The organism is Vibrio gigantis (assembly GCF_024347515.1).
GTDB lineage: Bacteria > Pseudomonadota > Gammaproteobacteria > Enterobacterales > Vibrionaceae > Vibrio > Vibrio gigantis.
On record NZ_AP025492.1, the window covers coordinates 2,413,174 to 2,432,580 of the forward strand.

General features: G+C 44.4%; 21 protein-coding genes. 3 read left to right on the forward strand and 18 right to left on the reverse strand.

Annotated features, from left to right (window positions below; genetic code table 11):
- Window positions 1-65 precede the first annotated feature (65 nt).
- A complete protein-coding gene (gene mlc, locus OCV56_RS10540; RefSeq protein ID WP_048607464.1) occupies window positions 66-1,283 on the reverse strand; it encodes a sugar metabolism global transcriptional regulator Mlc in 1,218 nt (405 codons plus the stop codon).
- A 319-nt stretch (window positions 1,284-1,602) separates the two neighbouring features.
- Here mlc and pyk point away from each other — a divergent pair, with 319 nt between their 5' ends.
- A complete protein-coding gene (pyk, locus tag OCV56_RS10545) occupies window positions 1,603-3,048 on the forward strand; it encodes a pyruvate kinase (RefSeq protein WP_086712907.1) in 1,446 nt (481 codons plus the stop codon).
- Window positions 3,049-3,193: 145 nt separating this feature from the next.
- Here the strand turns inward: pyk and OCV56_RS10550 are convergent, their stop codons facing one another.
- Together OCV56_RS10550 and cydH are read right to left on the reverse strand one after the other, a co-directional pair.
- Window positions 3,194-4,408, reverse strand: coding sequence for a patatin-like phospholipase family protein (locus OCV56_RS10550; RefSeq protein WP_086712908.1), 1,215 nt, complete (start codon window positions 4,406-4,408; stop codon window positions 3,194-3,196).
- 41 nt (window positions 4,409-4,449) lie between these two features.
- On the reverse strand, window positions 4,450-4,539 hold the full coding sequence (gene cydH, locus OCV56_RS10555) for a cytochrome bd-I oxidase subunit CydH (protein ID WP_102308674.1): 90 nt from the start codon (window positions 4,537-4,539) through the stop codon (window positions 4,450-4,452).
- A 145-nt stretch (window positions 4,540-4,684) separates the two neighbouring features.
- Here cydH and OCV56_RS10560 point away from each other — a divergent pair, with 145 nt between their 5' ends.
- Entirely contained in the window at window positions 4,685-5,278 is a 594-nt protein-coding gene (locus OCV56_RS10560; RefSeq protein WP_086712909.1) for an outer membrane beta-barrel protein, read from the forward strand.
- Between the two features lie 78 nt (window positions 5,279-5,356).
- Here OCV56_RS10560 and OCV56_RS10565 read toward each other — a convergent pair whose 3' ends face one another.
- From OCV56_RS10565 to yceD, 15 genes are all read right to left on the reverse strand, one after another.
- Window positions 5,357-5,761, reverse strand: a complete 405-nt coding sequence (locus OCV56_RS10565) for a hypothetical protein (RefSeq protein WP_086712910.1) — start codon at window positions 5,759-5,761, stop codon at window positions 5,357-5,359.
- Between the two features lie 228 nt (window positions 5,762-5,989).
- The gene (gene ptsG / locus OCV56_RS10570; protein WP_086712911.1) at window positions 5,990-7,420 is read right to left on the reverse strand and encodes a PTS glucose transporter subunit IIBC; all 1,431 of its coding nucleotides are present in this window, start codon (window positions 7,418-7,420) and stop codon (window positions 5,990-5,992) included.
- A gap of 444 nt (window positions 7,421-7,864) precedes the next feature.
- Window positions 7,865-8,632: a TatD family hydrolase gene (locus OCV56_RS10575; RefSeq protein ID WP_086712912.1), complete on the reverse strand. Its 768-nt coding sequence runs from the start codon at window positions 8,630-8,632 to the stop codon at window positions 7,865-7,867.
- A complete protein-coding gene (locus OCV56_RS10580; RefSeq protein ID WP_086712913.1) occupies window positions 8,623-9,588 on the reverse strand; it encodes a DNA polymerase III subunit delta' in 966 nt (321 codons plus the stop codon). Before OCV56_RS10580 ends, OCV56_RS10575 begins: the two co-directional genes overlap by 10 nt.
- 6 nt (window positions 9,589-9,594) lie before the next feature.
- On the reverse strand, window positions 9,595-10,227 hold the full coding sequence (tmk, locus tag OCV56_RS10585) for a dTMP kinase (protein ID WP_086712914.1): 633 nt from the start codon (window positions 10,225-10,227) through the stop codon (window positions 9,595-9,597).
- Between the two features lie 10 nt (window positions 10,228-10,237).
- Window positions 10,238-11,254 (reverse strand): endolytic transglycosylase MltG, encoded by a 1,017-nt coding sequence (gene mltG / locus OCV56_RS10590; protein WP_086712915.1) that lies wholly within the window; start codon window positions 11,252-11,254, stop codon window positions 10,238-10,240.
- Complete coding sequence (gene pabC / locus OCV56_RS10595; RefSeq protein ID WP_086712916.1) at window positions 11,251-12,111, reverse strand: aminodeoxychorismate lyase; 861 nt, start codon at window positions 12,109-12,111, stop codon at window positions 11,251-11,253. Before pabC ends, mltG begins: the two co-directional genes overlap by 4 nt.
- 104 nt (window positions 12,112-12,215) lie before the next feature.
- Entirely contained in the window at window positions 12,216-13,460 is a 1,245-nt protein-coding gene (fabF, locus tag OCV56_RS10600; RefSeq protein WP_019821243.1) for a beta-ketoacyl-ACP synthase II, read from the reverse strand.
- A 93-nt stretch (window positions 13,461-13,553) separates the two neighbouring features.
- Window positions 13,554-13,787 carry an acyl carrier protein gene (gene acpP / locus OCV56_RS10605; protein WP_004737381.1) on the reverse strand — a complete coding sequence of 78 codons (234 nt, stop codon included), beginning with the start codon at window positions 13,785-13,787 and terminating at the stop codon, window positions 13,554-13,556.
- 166 nt (window positions 13,788-13,953) lie between these two features.
- Window positions 13,954-14,688 carry a 3-oxoacyl-ACP reductase FabG gene (gene fabG, locus OCV56_RS10610; protein ID WP_029235138.1) on the reverse strand — a complete coding sequence of 245 codons (735 nt, stop codon included), beginning with the start codon at window positions 14,686-14,688 and terminating at the stop codon, window positions 13,954-13,956.
- 24 nt (window positions 14,689-14,712) lie between these two features.
- Window positions 14,713-15,636, reverse strand: a complete 924-nt coding sequence (gene fabD, locus OCV56_RS10615) for an ACP S-malonyltransferase (protein WP_017630537.1) — start codon at window positions 15,634-15,636, stop codon at window positions 14,713-14,715.
- Between the two features lie 80 nt (window positions 15,637-15,716).
- Window positions 15,717-16,667: a beta-ketoacyl-ACP synthase III gene (locus OCV56_RS10620; RefSeq protein ID WP_010437276.1), complete on the reverse strand. Its 951-nt coding sequence runs from the start codon at window positions 16,665-16,667 to the stop codon at window positions 15,717-15,719.
- Window positions 16,668-16,672: 5 nt separating this feature from the next.
- Window positions 16,673-17,698, reverse strand: coding sequence for a phosphate acyltransferase PlsX (gene plsX, locus OCV56_RS10625; protein ID WP_017062152.1), 1,026 nt, complete (start codon window positions 17,696-17,698; stop codon window positions 16,673-16,675).
- Between the two features lie 9 nt (window positions 17,699-17,707).
- Complete coding sequence (gene rpmF / locus OCV56_RS10630; protein WP_004737376.1) at window positions 17,708-17,878, reverse strand: 50S ribosomal protein L32; 171 nt, start codon at window positions 17,876-17,878, stop codon at window positions 17,708-17,710.
- Window positions 17,879-17,913: 35 nt separating this feature from the next.
- Window positions 17,914-18,441 carry a 23S rRNA accumulation protein YceD gene (yceD, locus tag OCV56_RS10635; RefSeq protein WP_046222705.1) on the reverse strand — a complete coding sequence of 176 codons (528 nt, stop codon included), beginning with the start codon at window positions 18,439-18,441 and terminating at the stop codon, window positions 17,914-17,916.
- A gap of 149 nt (window positions 18,442-18,590) precedes the next feature.
- Here yceD and OCV56_RS10640 point away from each other — a divergent pair, with 149 nt between their 5' ends.
- A complete protein-coding gene (locus OCV56_RS10640; protein ID WP_086712917.1) occupies window positions 18,591-19,172 on the forward strand; it encodes a Maf family protein in 582 nt (193 codons plus the stop codon).
- The last annotated feature ends 235 nt before the right edge of the window (window positions 19,173-19,407 follow it).

Genomic DNA, 19,407 nt, shown 5'->3' on the forward strand with positions numbered 1-19,407 from the left:
GATGTTATACAAAGCTTAAGTACATGGAAAGGTTCAGAGTAAGGCTACAAGACAAGAAAAAGGGGTTAGCCTTCAATAACTTTCATTAACAATTGGCCATCATATAAAGCCTGCTTGATGAGCGCTGCACCTGGCATGGTTGCCTGCTTATAAAAACGAGATTCCACCAGCTCTAAGTCTTTATGGTAAACAGATAGACTCTGCTCTTCGATGCACTTTTGAATCGCCGGATATAACACGCTCTTCGCCTGATTGATCACACCACCCACCAAAATTTTCTCGGGGTTGAATAGGTTAATCACAATCGCAATCGCAGAGCCTAAGTAACGGCCTAGCTGTTCAATCACTTCGACAGCCAATGGATCCCCATCAGCAGCAGCCGCGCAGATTTGTTCAATTGTGACATCTTCAAACACAGTAAGCGTTGATTCTTCACCATTTGCCAGTCGCTCTTTGACTTGCTCACGGATCGCTTGAGAACTCGCGACAGTTTCTAAGCAACCTCGGTTGCCACAATGACAAAGCTTGCCTTCTTTATCGATCTGAATATGCCCCAACTCACCGATGTTACCGTGACGTCCTTGCAGTACGCGACCATCAAGAATGATACCGGCACCTAGACCATGGTGAATAGAGATAAGAACAGAGTTGTCGTTATCTTGTGAGTTACCAAACAGCTTTTCTGCCAGTGCCCAAGCGCGAGTATCATTCGCAATAAAAACTGGCAGACCTGTTTCTTTGTAGATCTCCGGCCCTAACGCTAAGTTTTCAACATTATAGTGCGGCATCTGCAACACAATACCTTGCTCTGAATTCACCAGGCCTGGCAGTGTGATAGCGATACTCGTCACCCTGTCGAGTTGCTCGGCATAAGTTTGGAAGAACTCATCGATTTCATGGAGAAGACGCGCAAGCACATCATCTTGATCACGTTCATGGATATCAATTTTGGTATCGATAAGCACGTCGCCGCCCAATTCATGAAGCGCTATCGTCAAGTATCCACGACCAAGACGCATCGACAAAAATTGCCAACCTTCATTATTGGTTTGCAAACCGACAGCAGGACGCCCACGCGTCGTGGCTTCTTGAACCGTCGTTTCGTGAATAAGGTGAGCTTCAATGAGTTCACGGGTAATTTTAGTAATACTCGCCGGAGCCAATTCACTTTGCTTGGACAGATCGATACGAGAAATAGGACCTTTAAGGTCAATTAGTTTATATACACGACCAGCATTGACCTGTTTGATATGATCAATATGGCCCGGTTGAGCCATGTACATTTTACGCTCCAGAAATCATCAACGAGGTAATTTTTTTACTTTGCGAAGTAATTGTGAAGTCACTTGGTATATCGCCGTGACCAGTATCACGTATATACATGAATCTTTGTGTATCGAGTCAAATAGTTCGAGGAAAATTAACACCCATATCGATAATTTGCGACTTAATTTTCAGAATAAAACATCGCGTTTGAGCCCTGAATTCAATAATTAAAGGGAAATCAAGAAATATCCTCCTAGCTCCCAATAAATTATCAATTAATGCATATACTTAATTCAGTCTTTTAAAAGATTACTTGGCCTCACTCTAGGAGTATTCATGACAGCCGAATTAAGAAAAACGAAAATCGTCACAACGCTAGGCCCTTCTACTGATAAAGGTAACGTGCTTGAAGAGATCATCAAAGCCGGTGCCAATATCGTCCGTATGAACTTCTCTCACGGCACTAGCAATGACCATATACAACGCGCAGAAAAAGTCAGAGCAATAGCAAAAAGACACGGCACTCAAATCGCTATCCTCGGTGACTTACAAGGTCCCAAGATTCGTGTGTCGACATTCAAAGATGGTAAAATCCAATTGGCCGTTGGCGACCAATTTACTCTCGATAGCAGCCTAGGTTTAGGTGAAGGCAACCAACAAGCTGTTGGCCTTGATTACAAAGAACTGCCTAACGACGTATCCGCCGGCGATATCCTGTTGCTTGACGATGGACGTGTACAACTGAAAGTAACCAAAGTGGAAGGTTGCCGTGTTCACACCGAAGTTATCATTGGTGGCCCTCTCTCCAATAACAAAGGCATCAACAAAAAAGGCGGTGGCCTTTCCGCGGAAGCGCTAACAGAAAAAGACAAGCGCGATATCGTCACCGCAGCACAAATCAAAGTGGATTACCTAGCCGTGTCTTTCCCACGCAACGGTGAAGACATGCACTACGCTCGTCAGCTTGCACGGGAAGCTGGTTTAGAAGCTCACTTAGTGGCAAAAGTGGAACGAGCAGAGACGGTAGCCACTGTTGAGAACATGGATGACATCATAATGGCCTCAGATGTGGTCATGGTGGCTCGTGGTGACCTCGGAGTAGAAATTGGTGACCCTGAGTTAGTCGGTGTGCAAAAACAGCTTATACGCCGTGCTAGAGCGCTTAACCGAACAGTGATCACTGCAACTCAGATGATGGAATCAATGATTTCAGCGCCAATGCCAACACGTGCAGAAGTAATGGACGTTGCCAATGCGGTACTGGATGGCACCGACGCGGTGATGCTTTCAGGTGAAACCGCGGCAGGTGATTACCCAGTCGAAACCGTAAAATCAATGGCAGAAGTGTGTATTGGTGCAGAGAAAATGGCGGGTGTTAACCAATCTAATTACCGTATTGATCGCACCTTTGTTACCGCAGAAGAAACCGTTTCTATGGCGACTATCTACTCTGCAAACCACATGGAAGGCATTAAAGGCGTAGTCACTCTCACCGAGTCAGGCCGCACTGCTCTTATGATGTCTCGATTAAGTGCTGACATGCCTATCTACGCACTGTCTCGCAACGAAGGAACGCTTAATCGCTGTACCTTATACCGAGGCGTGACGCCTATCTACTTCGAGACAGAAGCCAAAGACAGCTTTGACATTGCACTATCTACGCTCACCTGTCTTAAGGAGAAAGGACACCTTAAGTTTGGCGACCTAGTGATCGTCACTCAAGGCGATATTATGGATGTGGCGGGGTCAACCAACTGTATGAGAATCTTACCTGTCACCTAATGTTTGACCATAAGGCAAAGCGATTTACCTAATCTCAGAGGCAAAAAAGGGTTATCGAACCAAGTTCAATAACCCTTTTTTCATTTCAGAACACGACTCACTAACCATCTGGTTAAACAGCATGCTAACTCATCAACTTCGAGAATTACTTGCCAGCAGCAATGGTGGCTAACTGGGATATATGCGAGTTACGAGCATTTTCCGTTGAGGTGTAGGTTTCTACAAACCGGTAACCAGCTTCTAAGCCCAATTCATAATCGTGCAACAGCTCTTCTTTGTCGCTCATTAATGAACTCGATTTTAGCGGCTGGCTTGGTGCTATCTGCACCACAAACGCATCGTCTGGTGGAGAATTCAAAAAATCCTGAGTTAATGAATATGTCTGATAATGCACCATCAGCATATCAGCTAACCCTGAATCAAACTTATCTCCAATTAAATGACTTAAGCGGTAAATATCATCAGCGCCAAACAACCATCGCCCACCATTAAGTAAATCCAAATGTCCACGGTCACGTTTCTGCTCTTTCGATCGCATAATTTGTTGTTGGAAGAAAGAGGTCCAGTCGGTTTTCCACTGTTCCACCTTCTGCTGCCAATGGCCTTGAACACTATCGAAAGATTCGCGGAACCATTCAAGTTCTTCCGCAGATATCGGTTTAGGTACTTTGACTGAAGATCCCTTGACTGGTGCTTCAACCAAATGACCATTATCTTCTTCAACCACAGGCTCAGTGCGAATCACTACAATAGAGCGAGCTTGTCTTCTCCACGCTTCCTGAACCGGTATGCATGCTGATACACCACCGTCCACATAAGCACTGTCACCAATAAAGATTTCATCATTATACAAACGAGGAATGGCGCAGGTCGCAATCATCACTTTGTACCAATCTTTGCCCAGTAACGGGAAGTAATGGTCTCGTAAGTCTTTAGAATCCGTTACAGCCGCATAGAAATGGCGATCGCCTAGCGTTTGTCTCCCTAAATCCAGATCGAGCTTATAAGGGTAAGCCATAATTTGTTCTAGCGCCCATTCCAACCCTAGATTTTTTCTATGTCGAATATAAGAAAAGAGATTGAAAAACTCTGGTGAGGTTGTGAGGTCGAGAACAAAAGAACGGCCAAGGCCTTTATCGCGGCATAGATAAGCGCATAAATTAAGCGCACCTGCTGAGGTACCAAAAAATTCGTCGAAAGGATCAAAATTAGAGAGAAGAAAGGAATCTAGCACTCCAGAAGTAAAAATACTTCGCTGTCCGCCACCTTGAGCGACCAGTGCTGTTTTTCCAGCAATAAACTTAGCGTAATAATCTAAGTCTATTGCTGAATCAATATTGGTTATAATCCCACTATTCATTATTCCCTGAGTATAAAAACTCAGCCTCGCAATAAATGGTATTAACTACCAATCGCAATAAAGCCAAATGAAAGAATGATTGTGTAGATAAACACGGTTATTTGTAGGGCATTTTTCAGATTATGGTCCATAGACACCTCTGGCTTATTATTAATTTGTCGAGTCTCTATTTAAGTACTATCAGGTGTGTGAAGTATCTTCAAGAATCGTCGAAATTAGTCGCACAATATTGATGTAACCATCACAATTAGTAAGTGTATGGATAAGGATATACTCATGAATAACAAAGCAAATATGATGGCACTGATTACGCTTCTCTCTGTTTCAAGCGCGTATGCTTCGCCAGAGATCATCATTACTCCGATGGTGGGTTATACCGGCGGTGGCAGTGTCGAAGATCAAGACGGTAAAACCTATGACATGAAAGGCTCTGAAAACTATACCTTTGCGATTGAAACACCACTTGAGAAAGGACGTATTGGCTTTTTCTACTCCAATCAAAGCTCCAACTTGGAAACGCTAAACCTTAGCTCTTCAATCCAATACCTGCATTTACAAAGCAGCATCTACTACCCTGCTTCGCCTGTGTTGTCCGGTTATCTAGGGTTAGGCCTTGGTGCATCTTACGTCGATGTAGACTGGGCAAAAGATAAGTATGGATTCTCAACGTCTATCTTTGGTGGTTTAGAATACAAATTTAGCGACCGCTTAGCTTTAAACACTCAAGTACGTTGGCTTGGTACGGTTGTCGATAACGACACCTCTGGTGTTTGTAACATACCAAGCACTGGGCAAGACTGCATTATCCGCTTTGATACCGATTGGATGAATCAATTCCAAGCCAATGTCGGGTTGAGTTTTACGTTCTAGTTACTTACTGTCCCTAACAAAATGAAAAAGTCAGCTCAATGCTGGCTTTTTCATTATTAAAACGTGTTTTAGTTCGGGTTAGAACTTATAGGTAACACCCAGAGCACCGCCTACTTGCAACTCAACACCTTTATACATGTCGAGCTCAGGATGAACTTGTGCGTAAGCATTCCAGCCTTCATAGAAATTCACTTTTACACCAAGAGGCACACGTAAACCAAAGTCGTCATTCCATTCAGCCCAAGCACCAGCACCGACGTACCAGCTTAACGGAGCTTCAGTCTCGAACTGACCACGCTTCCATATGTAGTCGAATGCCGCGCCGTCATTACCAACAGTCGCACGGTATTTCTGATCAAATTCCACAACGACACTCAGGTCTTGGTCAATGGCGAGTCCAACTTCCAAAGCTGGAGCTTCAGAAGCGTGAGCAAAAGAGGCTCCGCTGCAGCACATAAGGCCGATCAAGTAACGTTGTTTCATAATATTCTCAGACTTTGTTTAAAAAACAGTAGATTACTTAAATCACAACTGATGTTGTCATCATAAAGTTAAAGATAAGAATTACCCAAAGCAGGTAATTGAGCATCAGTACATTGAGCTAGTCGATAACTGATTGAGTGGAAAAGAATAAGTGTAGGAAGAACTTCCATAAGGCAGAAACAAAAAAGGAGGCCTTTCGGCCTCCTTTCAATCTATTGAATCAGTAGATTAACCGTTGTTACGAATCCACTCATCCATGTCTGTCTTAAGGTTGTCAGACTTAGTACCGAAGATAGCTTGAACGCCACCAGCAACTACAACAACACCTGCAGCGCCTAGTTTCTTCAGTTTGTCTTGGTCAACAACTGCTGTATCAGCAACTGCAACACGTAGACGAGTAATACAAGCGTCAAGACCAGTGATGTTAGCTTTACCACCGAATGCAGCAACTAGCTCACCAGCAAGTTCAGAACCAGTCGCAACTGACTCTTCTTCTGTCTCGTCTTCACGGCCTGGAGTTTTAAGGTCTAGAGCTTTAATCACAGTGCGGAATACGATGTAGTAAATTGCAGCGTAAGCAATACCACATACAACCATTAGACCCATCTTAGACGCGTGGCCAGATAGAACTAGGAAGTCGATTAGACCGTGTGAGAAAGATGTACCGTGTACAAAACCTAGAGTGTTCGCAAGAACGTATGCAGAACCAGCTAGTAGAGCGTGGATTGCGTACAGTACTGGAGCAACGAATAGGAAAGAGAATTCGATTGGTTCAGTGATACCCGTTAGGAATGAAGTCAACGCAGCAGAAGCCATGATACCCATTACTTTAGCGCGGTTTTCAGGCTTAGCTGAGTGTGCAATCGCGATTGCAGCAGCAGGTAGACCGAACATCTTGAACATGTAACCACCAGCTAGCTGACCGAAGCCATTGCCCGCTGCACGAGATGCGTCATCAGCAACTAAGTAACAAGTAAGAACACCGTTTTGAGTTTCGCCAGCAGCGTTTACACAAGTACCAGCTTCAAAGAAGAATGGTACGTTCCAAACGTGGTGAAGACCAAATGGAATTAGAGAACGCTCAACGATACCGTAGATACCAAACGCCACTTGTGGGTTTTGGTGAGCAGCCCAATCAGAGAACGCAGAGATTGCGCCGCCAACTGGTGGCCATACTACAGATAGTAGGATTGCTAGACCGATCGCAGAGAAACCTGTGATGATTGGCACAGCACGCTTACCGGCGAAGAAGCCAAGGTACTCTGGTAGTTGAATACGGAAGAAACGGTTGAATGCCCAAGCAGCAACACCACCGACTAGGATACCACCTAGTACACCAGTGTCGATTTTATCAACGCCCATTACACCAGCCATTACGCCAAGTGTAGCAGTCATGATGCCGTAACCAACGATAGCCGCTAGACCCGCTACACCATCGTTGTTAGTAAAGCCAAGCGCAACACCTACTGCGAACAGTAGTGCCATTTGACCGAATACTGAACCACCAGCTTGTTCCATTAAGTTTGAAACGATTTCTGGAATGAAAGGAAGATCTGCTGCACCGACACCTAGCAAAATACCCGCAACTGGTAAAACTGATACTGGAAGCATCAGAGACTTACCAACTTTCTGCAGGCTAGCAAAAAGGTTCTTAAACATGTTTATGCTCCTGATAAAGATAAAATAATTATATGGGTTCTAACGGCACACCCCCGTAGCCTATATGTTAGCACCCAGTGAAAATGTAACCATGTATTGCATTATATTTTCTGCCGCTAAATATATATTGATGGGGAACTAACTTTCTAGTCACTTACGAAATTTAGTTTCAAAACACGTCTTGGATCACATGTCAAATTTAGAAATGCAATGCTTTACAAGCATTTAATTAACTGAAATATATAGATATTTTTCAAGAGCTCTATTATTTTACTGGGTAAATAAAATAGGAGTGAATGTTATTTTTAGTAACAAAATTACAAATGTTATAATTGGCGCTCTCAAGTTCAACATAATTCGTAAACATTAAAAAAATACGCACTTTTGGTGATCAAAAACACAAAAAGGGAGCTTTCGCTCCCTTTTATTTGTTTACTTGGTTTTTTATCGCAAAAAAAGTTTTTGATAATTTTTGGTCGTTTGTTCAGCAACCTCTTTCATCGACACACCTTTCAACTGCGCAATATAGGCTGCCACTTCCACAACATATGCAGGTTGATTCTGCTTTCCACGATATGGAATTGGCGCTAAGTATGGCGAATCCGTCTCGATCAGCAACCTGTCTAGTGGTAAATTTTTAACCACTTCTTTAAGTTCTGTAGCTTGCTTAAAGGTCACGATACCTGAAATTGAGATATAGAAACCTAATTCCATTGCCGCTTCAGCGAACGCTTGATCTTCGGTAAAGCAGTGAATCACACCACCACACTTCTCAGCTCCGCCATCACGTAAAATAGCCAATGTGTCTTCACGTGCGTTACGAGTGTGAATGATCAAAGGTTTATTCAGCTCAACGGCCAACTCAACGTGCTGCTTAAATCGTAGCTGTTGTAGCTCCGCAGTCTCTGGCTGGTAGTGATAATCTAAACCTGTCTCACCAATCGCCACGACCTTAGGGTTGCTCGCGTACTCACGCATTGTCTCTAGGCAGAAATCACTTTCAACATCCAGAGGGTGAACGCCACAAGAGGCTTTAACGTTATCAAACGGCGAGATCATCTCGAGCATATTTTCAAACGAATCCAGTGTCACACCGACAGAAAGCAATTGGTCTACATTGGCAGCCTTCGCCTTGTTAACCACGTCTTCTACGCTTGTGTGTAAATCTTGGTAATCCAATTTGTCTAAGTGACAATGGGAATCTACGAACATGTTTCCTCGCAAGTGGCTATCAGCCAATTCATTATGAGTAGCTCCGTATTGAGCCCAGGGTGTTGCTTTAACTGCTCAATCAATATCAGCAGCTTATTTGATGCTGCATAAGCACTTTGATAGGACATCACCTCACACAGTGCTTTCGCACTAGGAGTGATAGCCTGATTCGCCAAACCAAAATGCAGCTTCTGTACATCCGACAACAAATGCCATAGCCAACCCAATTGAATCAAAGGATCTTTGCTAAGCTCTGTCGACAATTTTAGCATGTCAGGTTGAGTGCCCTTGATGACATTAACAAAGCCATCGAGCGCTTTAGTTGAAGCCTCTACTCCGCCCTGCTCGAACATCGCCTTCGCTTTTAAAGGCGCGTAGTCATTGAGCGCTAAAATATATTGTGGAACGGCCTTACCAACTTCGCCACCTAACCAAGCCGACCCTGCCTCCAACTGTGGGCTAACCACATTGAATTGCTGACAACGGCTAATAATAGTCGGCATTAAGCGATTACTATTGCGAGTAGACAGGATGAAGATGCACTTACTTGATGGCTCTTCCAGAGTTTTCAACAATGCATTGGAAGCCGATTCGTTCATTGCTTCAGCCGGATTAAGCAAGATAACGCGCAAACCACCTAACTGAGAAGACTCTTGAGCCCATCGGTTACTGGCACGTACTTGATCAACCGTGATCGACTTGCCTTCTTTTTCTGGAGAGATCACATGAAAATCAGGATGACTACCCGACTTCATTAATTCGCAACTGTGACAAAATCCGCACGACTCGCTTTCATAGTTCGTACACATCAACGCGTCGGTAAGTTGGCTAATCAACGCATCAACGCCGAGCCCTTCCGGTGCATTCACAATTACGGAGTTAGGAAAACGCTCCGCATCGAGACTTTTTTTCCACTCACTCCATAATGGTGTGAGCCAAGAATACACTTCAGCCATGACTACCTACTGTTTGCCGAGCCAAGCAGTTAGCGCGATTTTAATATCAGCGGCTACTTGCTCAATTTCTTGCTGCGCATTAATCACGAGTACAGAATCATCTTGTTCTGCAATTTCTAGATAGCGCTCACGCGTGCGGTCAAAAAACGAGATATCCATCTTTTCAATTCTATCAAGTTCACCACGGCCTCTAGCACGCTCTAGCCCTACTCTAGGGTCTAGGTCCAAATATAGCGTTAGATCTGGCTTAAAGCTGCCTAGTGTGGTTGATTTCAGTGACTCCATAGTTGTGCGAGCGATCTGACGACCACCACCTTGATAAGCCTGAGAAGACATATCATGGCGATCACCCAATACCCACTTACCACTATCGAGTGCAGGCTTAATCACGTTTTCTACTAATTGAACACGTGCTGCGTACATCAATAGTAATTCAGTCATGTCTTGAAGCTTCTCGCCTTCGTGCTCTTCTTTGACCAACGAACGCATCTTTTCAGCCAAAACTGTGCCACCCGGCTCGCGAGTATTAACAATGTCCTCAACACCCGATGCTTTTAATGTCTCAACGATGGCATTGATTGCTGTGCTTTTGCCAGCGCCTTCAAGGCCTTCAACCACGATAAATTTCGACTGATTCATAATTATTTCTTTATCTATTTTTTCTTAATTGCTTTAAGTAAGCTCGTACTGCACGGTTATGCTCAGTCAAACTCTTTGAAAATACGTGACCACCCGTGCCACTCGCAACGAAGTACAAATAGTTGCTCTTCTCAGGATTCAACGCTGCGTTGATAGACGCTTTGCCTGCCATGGCGATAGGTGTCGGTGGTAAACCACTCATTGTATAGGTGTTGTATGGTGTTGGCGTGCGTAAATCTTTCTTACGGATATTTCCATCGTAGCTGTCACCCATGCCGTAGATAACCGTTGGGTCGGTTTGCAAACGCATACGCTTGTTCAGACGGTTAACGAACACAGAAGACACACGCTCGCGCTCAGAAGCTACGGCCGTCTCTTTCTCAATAATAGACGCAAGAATCAGAGCTTCATAAGGTGACTTAAGAGGCAGTTTATCTGCTCTATTTTCCCACTCCTCATTCACCACGTTCATTAGGTCTCGATGCGCGCGCTTCAGCAAATCTAAATCGGTTGTGCCGTAGGTGTAGTGATACGTTTCTGCTAAAAAAAGACCTTCAAGCTTTTCATTTTCAATACCCAACTTTTCAGCGATCTCTTTTTCAGAAACACCATCCAACGTTTGTTGAATGAATTCGTTGTCCTTTAGCTGCACAAGCCATTCATCAAAGCGGCTGCCTTCAACAAAGGTAATAGTGAATTGATGCTCTTTGCCCTCAACAAGCACTTGTAATGCCTGCTCTAAGGTCAAACCCGGCTCTAGCAGAAATGTACCCGCCTTTACGTCAACAAGCTCAGGATGTAACTTACGGATGAGTTTCTCGTAAGGAGAAGCCTCAAATAGCCCCTCATTTATCAACTGTGCCAGAACACGATTAAAACTGCTGCCTGAAGCAACGGTTACGACCTGTGGTTTTTCTAATTGGATGACTTGTTTCAGGTTATCTTGCGCTTGGTTGTAAACATAGAATCCAGCAGCACCAGCTGTGATTAGACACAAGATAAGAAAAATAATTAACTTTTTGATCACGAGTTTAGTTGTCCTTGAAGGCTACGAGTAACGGTTCCAATGTTAAATTGGGTTTCACTAATACGGGTAACTGGGGCAACCCCTAAAATGGAGTTGGTCATGAAAACCTCATCAGCTTGCATGAGTTGAGATAGGCAGTAGTCGCTAATTGTAACGGAAAGTTCAGCTTGATTCAGCGCGGTTAACACTTGCTTACGCATAACCCCTGCGACGCCACTTTGCGTCAGTTGAGGTGTATAAATGATCTGCCCTTTTCGCCAAAACAAATTAGCCATAGTGGTTTCAATCACATTGCCTGAGATATCAAGCACCACACCATCGACTTCATTGACCTGATCCATTTCGTCTTTCATCAAGATTTGTTCAAGGCGATTATTGTGCTTATGCCCGGCAAGCAATGGGCTCAAACCTAAAGCTTGTTGGCAGACACCGAGTTCAACACCAGAGTCTTGCCACGCTGAATAATGGCTTGGAAAATCAAACGTACTGATGGTGACCGTAGGTTTAGCGATATTCTTGGTGCTATAACCTCTGCCACCAGCACCGCGGCTAACGTGCAGCTTTATCCCTGCTTTTTCATCATGAGGCTTGTTTGTCTCATGGCGGTTCTCTGTTTCATGAAGCGCATTGTTTTGGATGTGTTGAAGTGCGCTATCGAGCCAAACATTGACCACATCCCAATCAAGTTCAGAAATGCGTAACGCTTTCAGGCATTCATCGACACGACGCTGATGATCGTGAAAATGTTGAATCTGGCCACCTTGAACAAGCATGGTGGTAAAACAGCCGTCTCCGTATTGAAACGAACGGTCCAAGATATCGACAGTTTGCTGGCTTTCTCCATCAACCCAAAACATGTTTTTCCCCATAAAAAGAAACGGCTCAATGCTAAAGCATCAAGCCGTTTAAAAACAAGTCTAATTGTGACTATCTACGAGTGTTTACGTCTTTAATAAGATGATTAAATCTTTTTGAAGATCAAACAGCCGTTTGTACCACCGAAACCGAATGAGTTACATGCAGCATATTCCATGTTGCTAACTTCACGCGCAGTGTGAGGTACTAAGTCAATATCTAAGCCTTCTTCAGGATCATCTAGGTTGATTGTTGGTGGAACAATTTGGTCAACCAGAGACATTGCCGTGATGATAGCTTCAGCAGAACCTGCAGCACCTAGAAGGTGGCCTGTCATCGATTTCGTAGAAGAAACCAACACTTGCTTGCTACCTGCTTCGCCAAGAGCACGCTTGATGCCCTTAACTTCCGCTACGTCACCAGCTGGAGTCGAAGTACCGTGTGCGTTCACATAACCGATTTGTTCACCAGTAATGCCAGCATCACGCATAGCCGCTTCCATTGCTAGTGCGCCACCTGAGCCATCTTCACTTGGAGATGTCATGTGGTAAGCGTCACCCGACATACCGAAGCCAACTAGCTCACAGTAAATCTTAGCGCCACGAGCTTTCGCATGTTCGTACTCTTCAAGAACCATCATGCCTGCACCGTCACCAAGAACGAAGCCATCACGGCCTTTGTCCCATGGACGAGAAGCTTTTTGAGGCTCATCGTTACGAGTAGACAGTGCTTTAGCCGCACCAAAACCACCCATACCTAGTGGCGTTGATGCTTTTTCAGCACCACCCGCTAGCATTGCGTCAGCATCGCCGTATGCAATCATACGAGCCGCGTGACCAATGTTATGTAGGCCAGTCGTACATGCAGTAGAAATCGCGATGTTTGGACCGCGTAGACCACGCATGATAGACATGTGACCAGCAATCATATTCACGATCGTCGACGGTACGAAGAACGGGCTGATCTTACGAGGACCTTTTTCAGTTAGAGCTTGGTGACCGGCTTCGATCAAACCAAGACCACCAATACCAGAACCGATAGCAACACCCACACGTGGAGCGTTTTCTTCAGTAATAGTTAGGGCTGAATCATCTAAAGCTTGAATACCTGCTGCGACGCCGTACTGGATGAACAAGTCCATCTTACGAGCATCTTTTTTAGTCATATACTCTTCGCAGTTAAAGTCTTTAACTAGACCTGCAAAACGAGTTGAGAAATTGGTTGCATCAAAGTGCTCGATATTAACGATACCACTTTGACCAGCTAGCAGGGCTTTCCAAGAAGATTCTACAGTGTTGCCTACCGGTGACAACATACCCATGCCAGTGACAACTACACGACGCTTGGACACGATTTTACACTCCGGGGATTGAGGTGATTTAAGATGAGGATAGATGAGTTAGATAAAACACAGGCGGTCGAGGTGACCGCCTGGGAGAGATTATTACTGAGCGCTAGTTACGTAATCGATAGCTGCTTGAACAGTAGTAATTTTCTCAGCTTCTTCATCTGGGATTTCAGTGTCGAATTCTTCTTCTAGAGCCATTACTAGCTCAACTGTGTCTAGAGAATCTGCACCTAGGTCATCAACGAAAGAAGCTTCGTTTTTAACTTCAGCTTCGTCTACACCTAGCTGTTCAACAATGATTTTCTTTACGCGTTCTTCGAGGTTGCTCATTTTTTCTTTTCCTTTACAGAGTTCGCTTTATGCGATGTTTTCCGTAGTTTATTCAATCTATTGAAAGTTGCAAGGTCAACTTTTCTGGTCAAACCACAATTTTCACGATTTTAACCGAAATTACGTATGATCTTGACTTAAATCATGCACAAATGTTGCACATAATTTACACCATGTACATACCGCCATTGACGTGAAGTGTTTCACCTGTGATATAAGCTGCCGCAGGTGACGCCAAAAATACCACAGCTTCAGCGATTTCGCGAGGGTCACCTAGTCGACCTGCTGGTACATTCGCCAAAGTTGCTGCACGTTGGTCATCATTTAGCGCTTTAGTCATGTCAGTTTCGATGAAACCAGGAGCTACAGTGTTCACTGTAACGCCACGAGACGCAACTTCACGAGCCATTGATTTAGTAAAACCAATTACGCCTGCTTTTGCAGCTGCGTAGTTAGCTTGACCAGCGTTACCCATAGTACCTACTACAGAACCAACGTTTACGATACGACCTTGACGCTTCTTCATCATGCCACGCAATACAGCTTTAGACATGCGGAAGATAGGCGTTAGGTTAGTATCGATGATATCATTCCACTCGTCGTCTTTCATACGCATAAGTAGGTTATCACGAGTGATACCTGCGTTGTTAACTAGAATGTCAATCGCACCGAATTCATCGTTGATGGTTTTCAGTGTAGCAGCAATTGAGTCAGTATCAGTGACATTAAGAGCAAGACCTTTACCGTTCTCACCAAGGTACTCGCTAATTGCAGCTGCGCCGCCTTCAGATGTAGCAGTACCGATAACTTTAGCACCACGCTCAACTAAAAGTTCAGCGATTGCACGACCGATGCCACGGCTTGCGCCTGTAACTAGTGCAACTTTGCCTTCTAAATTCATCATAACTTCTCTATTAAGTGGTTATTACTTAGCAGCTTCTAGTGATGCAGTGTCATTAACTGCAGCAGCTGTCATAGTTTTTACGATTCGTTTTGTTAGACCAGTAAGAACTTTACCAGGGCCTAATTCAAGTAGCTTCTCAACACCTTGCTCGTTCATCGCTTGTACACCTTCAGTCCAACGAACTGGGCTGTATAGCTGACGAACAAGTGCGTCTTTAATTTTTGCAGGGTCTGTTTCAGCAATAACATCAACGTTATTGATAACAGGCAGTGCTGGCGTGTTGAACTCTAGAGCTTCTAGAGCCACCGCTAGCTTGTCTGCTGCTGGCTTCATCAGTGCACAGTGAGACGGCACAGAAACAGGTAACGGAAGTGCACGCTTAGCGCCCGCTTCTTTACAAAGTGCACCAGCACGCTCTACTGCCGCTTTGTTACCCGCGATAACAACTTGGCCAGGAGAGTTAAAGTTAACTGGAGACACAACTTCGTCTTGCGCAGCTTCTTCACACGCCTTAGCAATCGCTTCATCGTCTAGACCGATGATTGCGTACATTGCACCAACACCTGCAGGAACCGCTTCTTGCATCAGTTGACCACGTAGTTCAACCAACTTGATCGCTTCTTTAAAGTCGATAACGCCTGCACATACTAGTGCAGAGTATTCGCCTAGGCTGTGACCTGCTAGATTTACAGGTTGCTCTAGGCCAAGTTCTTGCCATACACGCCAAATAGCAACAGACGCTGTTAATAGAGCCGGTTGAGTGCGGAAAGTTTCATTTAGATTTTCTACTGGACCATCTTGAACCAATGCCCATAGATCGTAACCAAGTGCTTCTGAAGCTTCAGCAAATGTCTGTTTAACAACATCATACTGTTCGCCTAGGTCAGCAAGCATACCGATAGCTTGAGAGCCTTGGCCTGGGAATACGATAGCAAACTTGCTCATTGTAATTATCCTTTAAGCAAAGCAAAAAATTGAATAAGGCACATAAGTTATGTGCCTTGTTTGTTGATTATCGCTTGAGGTTAGAATTTAACTAACGCAGAACCCCAAGTGAAGCCGCCACCAAAGGCTTCAAGAAGAAGCGTTTGACCACGTTTAATTCGCCCGTCGCGAACAGCCTCATCGAGTGCTGTTGGCACGGTAGCTGCTGACGTATTACCGTGCTTATCAAGAGTAATAACTACTTGATCAAGCGACATTGTCAGCTTTTTAGCCGTTGCCGAGATAATACGGTAGTTCGCTTGGTGTGGAACTAACCAATCAAGCTCTGACTTATCCATATTATTCGCAGCTAATGTGTCTTTAACTAGCTTAGAAAGCTGAGTTACCGCCACTTTGAATACTTCGTTGCCTGCCATGTGCAGCCATTTGTCAGCATCACCGCCGCGCTCTGGTACTTCTAGGCTTAGAAGCTCACCGTATTTACCATCAGAGTAAATGTGAGTAGACAAAATACCTGGCTCTTCGCTTGCGCCTACAACCACCGCGCCTGCTGCATCACCAAATAAGATGATAGTAGAGCGGTCAGTCGGATCACAGGTTTTTGACAGTGCATCAGCACCAATTACCAAAACGTTCTTACACATGCCAGTCTTGATGTGTTGATCAGCAACAGACAGTGCGTAAACAAAACCAGAACACGCTGCAGCCAAATCAAACGCAGGGCAGCCTTTAATTCCAAGCTTACCTTGTACCTGACATGCCGAAGACGGGAATGTGTGGCTACTGCTGGTTGTCGCAACGATGATTAAATCAATATCTTCTTTGTCGATACCTGCCATTTCAATGGCATTCTCAGCAGCGTAAAACGCCATATCAGCAACGGTTTCGTTTTCCGCTGAAATACGACGCTCTTTAATACCTGTTCTAGCAACAATCCACTCATCGCTAGTCTCTACCATTTTCTCTAAGTCTGCGTTTGTACGCACCTGAGATGGCAAGTAGCTGCCAGTACCTAAAATTTTGCTATACATGAAGACTAATAATGCCTCTCGAGTAAAACCGCTTCCAAACGATCGCTAATGCGGCTGGGGACTTGTCGTTTGACCTCGTGTACTGCCTCACCAATCGCGTTGACGACTGCAGACACATCAGCACTTCCATGACTTTTAATGACAATGCCGCGCAATCCTAACAAACTTGCGCCGTTATACTGGTCGGGGTTCAAGGTTTTTAATTCAGTAAATAGCTCAGAAAACAACATTCTGGCTATCCAACCCTTTATTGTTGAAGCCATCATGCGCGTTTTTAGCTTATCAATAAAGAGCTGAGCCGTACCTTCGCACGTTTTTAAGCAGACATTGCCCACAAAACCATCACATACGACGACATCAGCAGCATCTTGAAGTAATTGATTACCTTCAATATAGCCTATGAAATTCACAGACTGAGTATTCGACAACATTTCAGCGCATCGTTTTACAAGGTCATTGCCTTTAATTTCTTCTGCGCCGATATTCAAGATAGCGACACGTGGCGCGCGACCTAAATGTTGTTCCGCTAATGCACTGCCCATTACGGCAAACTGAAACAGTGAATCTGCGTCACTAGAAACGTTCGCCCCTAAATCAAGCATCCATGTACGGTTGCCAGAAGCAGTAGGCAAAGCTGAAACCAATGCAGGCCTATCAATGCCGGGAAGAAGTTTGAGTCTGAAACGAGATAGCGCCATCAGTGCGCCGGTGTTGCCACCACTCACACAAGCATCAGCCTGTGATTCAGCAACCAAATCAATAGCAGCACGCATAGAGCTACCCTGACTGTTACGTAAGGCTAGTGACGGTTTTTCAGAATTGGATATAACTCGATCACAATGCTGGATACTCAAACGAGAATCAGGCATTCGACCTAATGAAGATAATTGAGATGTGATCGCGTTTCGATCACCTATGAGAATGACTTTTAGCTCTGGGAAATACGACAGTGCCTGCACGGCGGCAGGCACTGTTACACGAGGACCGAAGTCCCCGCCCATTGCATCAAGCGCAACGGTTAGATTTTGCAAAGGTCAACCTTACTTGTTGATAACCTTTTTGCCGCGGTAGAAACCTTCGGCAGTCACGTTGTGACGTAGGTGAGTTTCACCTGAAGTTGCGTCTACAGAAAGTGCAGCTGTAGTTAGTGCATCGTGTGAACGACGCATGCCACGCATTGAACGTGATTTCTTGCTCTTTTGTACGGCCATTGACCCTACTCCTATGTAAATTCTTAAAGAAGCAGTTACTTCTTTAAGCTTTTTAAAACATCAAATGGATTCGGCTTTTTATCTTCCTCAATTTCTTCAGGAAGTTCACCAAATACCAAATTATTTGAGTTAACGCTACAGTCCGCATCGTCGTGCATTGCTATTTGTGGCAATCCAAGGATGAACTCGTCTTCAACTAATTGAATCAGGTCTAACTCACCGTACTCGTTCAGATCTACCAAATCGTACTCTTCCGGTGCTTCCTCTTCACTTTTCTCACTGTAAACAGGAGTATAAGTAAATTGGACATCGCACTCATGTGCGAAAACCTCATTACAACGTTGACACTCTAAATCGACTTCGACGTTAGCTTTACCAGAGATAACGACTAATCGTTGTTCATCAAGCCCAAATGACATTGAGACTTGCGCGTCACGTTTTACGCCTTCAGTTGCTTCGGTTAAACGCTTTAAAAGACTGACCTGAATGATACCATTCACATCAAGTCGTTTTTGAGCCGTTCTTGCCGGATCAACTGTACGCGGTATTTTTTCCTTTTGCATAGGGCGCGAATCTTATCTTCCAAATCATGTTTAGTCAAAGGAAATGGCAAAAAAAATGTACTTTCCTACCTTTCCTGTTCAGAGCATTATGAATAGCAGGATAAGTTACGTTATCCTGAACTAAATGCTTACTCGAATTGTAAATTAAAATGAGAAATTACCAACTAGTTTTAGCTTCTACGTCTCCATTTAGGCAAGAGATCCTCAAAAAACTACAGTTAAACTTTGTCACAGCTAAGCCTGACTGCGATGAAACGCCGCTTCCCGAAGAGACACCTCAACAGTTGGTGATGCGCCTTGCTGAGACCAAAGCTAAGTCTTGTGCTGTGGATCTGCCTAGCTTAGTCATTGGCTCTGATCAGGTTTGTGTCATTGACGGAGAGATCATAGGTAAGCCTCATACTCGAGAAAAAGCGATCGAGCAGTTATCTCGCCAAAGCGGCAAGAGTATTACTTTTTATACCGGGCTTTCGGTTTGGAACAGTGAGGCTAATAAAGCTGACACGCGTCTCGACACCTTTGTAGTGCATTTCCGCGATTTAACAGAGCAACAGATCATTAGTTATGTTGAGAAAGAACAGCCTTATTACTGCGCCGGTAGTTTTATGTGTGAAGGGTTAGGCATCGCGTTGTTTAAACAGATGGAAGGCAAAGACCCGAACACCCTTATTGGTCTGCCACTGATCGACTTGGTCGATATGCTGGAAGTACAAGGAATGAGTGTGCTGTAACGGGTACGCTCTCTTTGTTAGAGATTCCCTACTCCTTCCTTCGTCAGTCTAGGGAATGACACCGCACGCAACTTTATCTCATCAGCGAATAATATAGAACGTGACTTTAAAAAGCCGTAATCCCCAAGAGCGCAAAACGAGCGAGTTGGGGATCTCCTACAACACGCACAAACAAAAAAGGTTGACGATATTCGTCAACCTTTATGATTCTATGTACACACTCAATTTGAAAAGA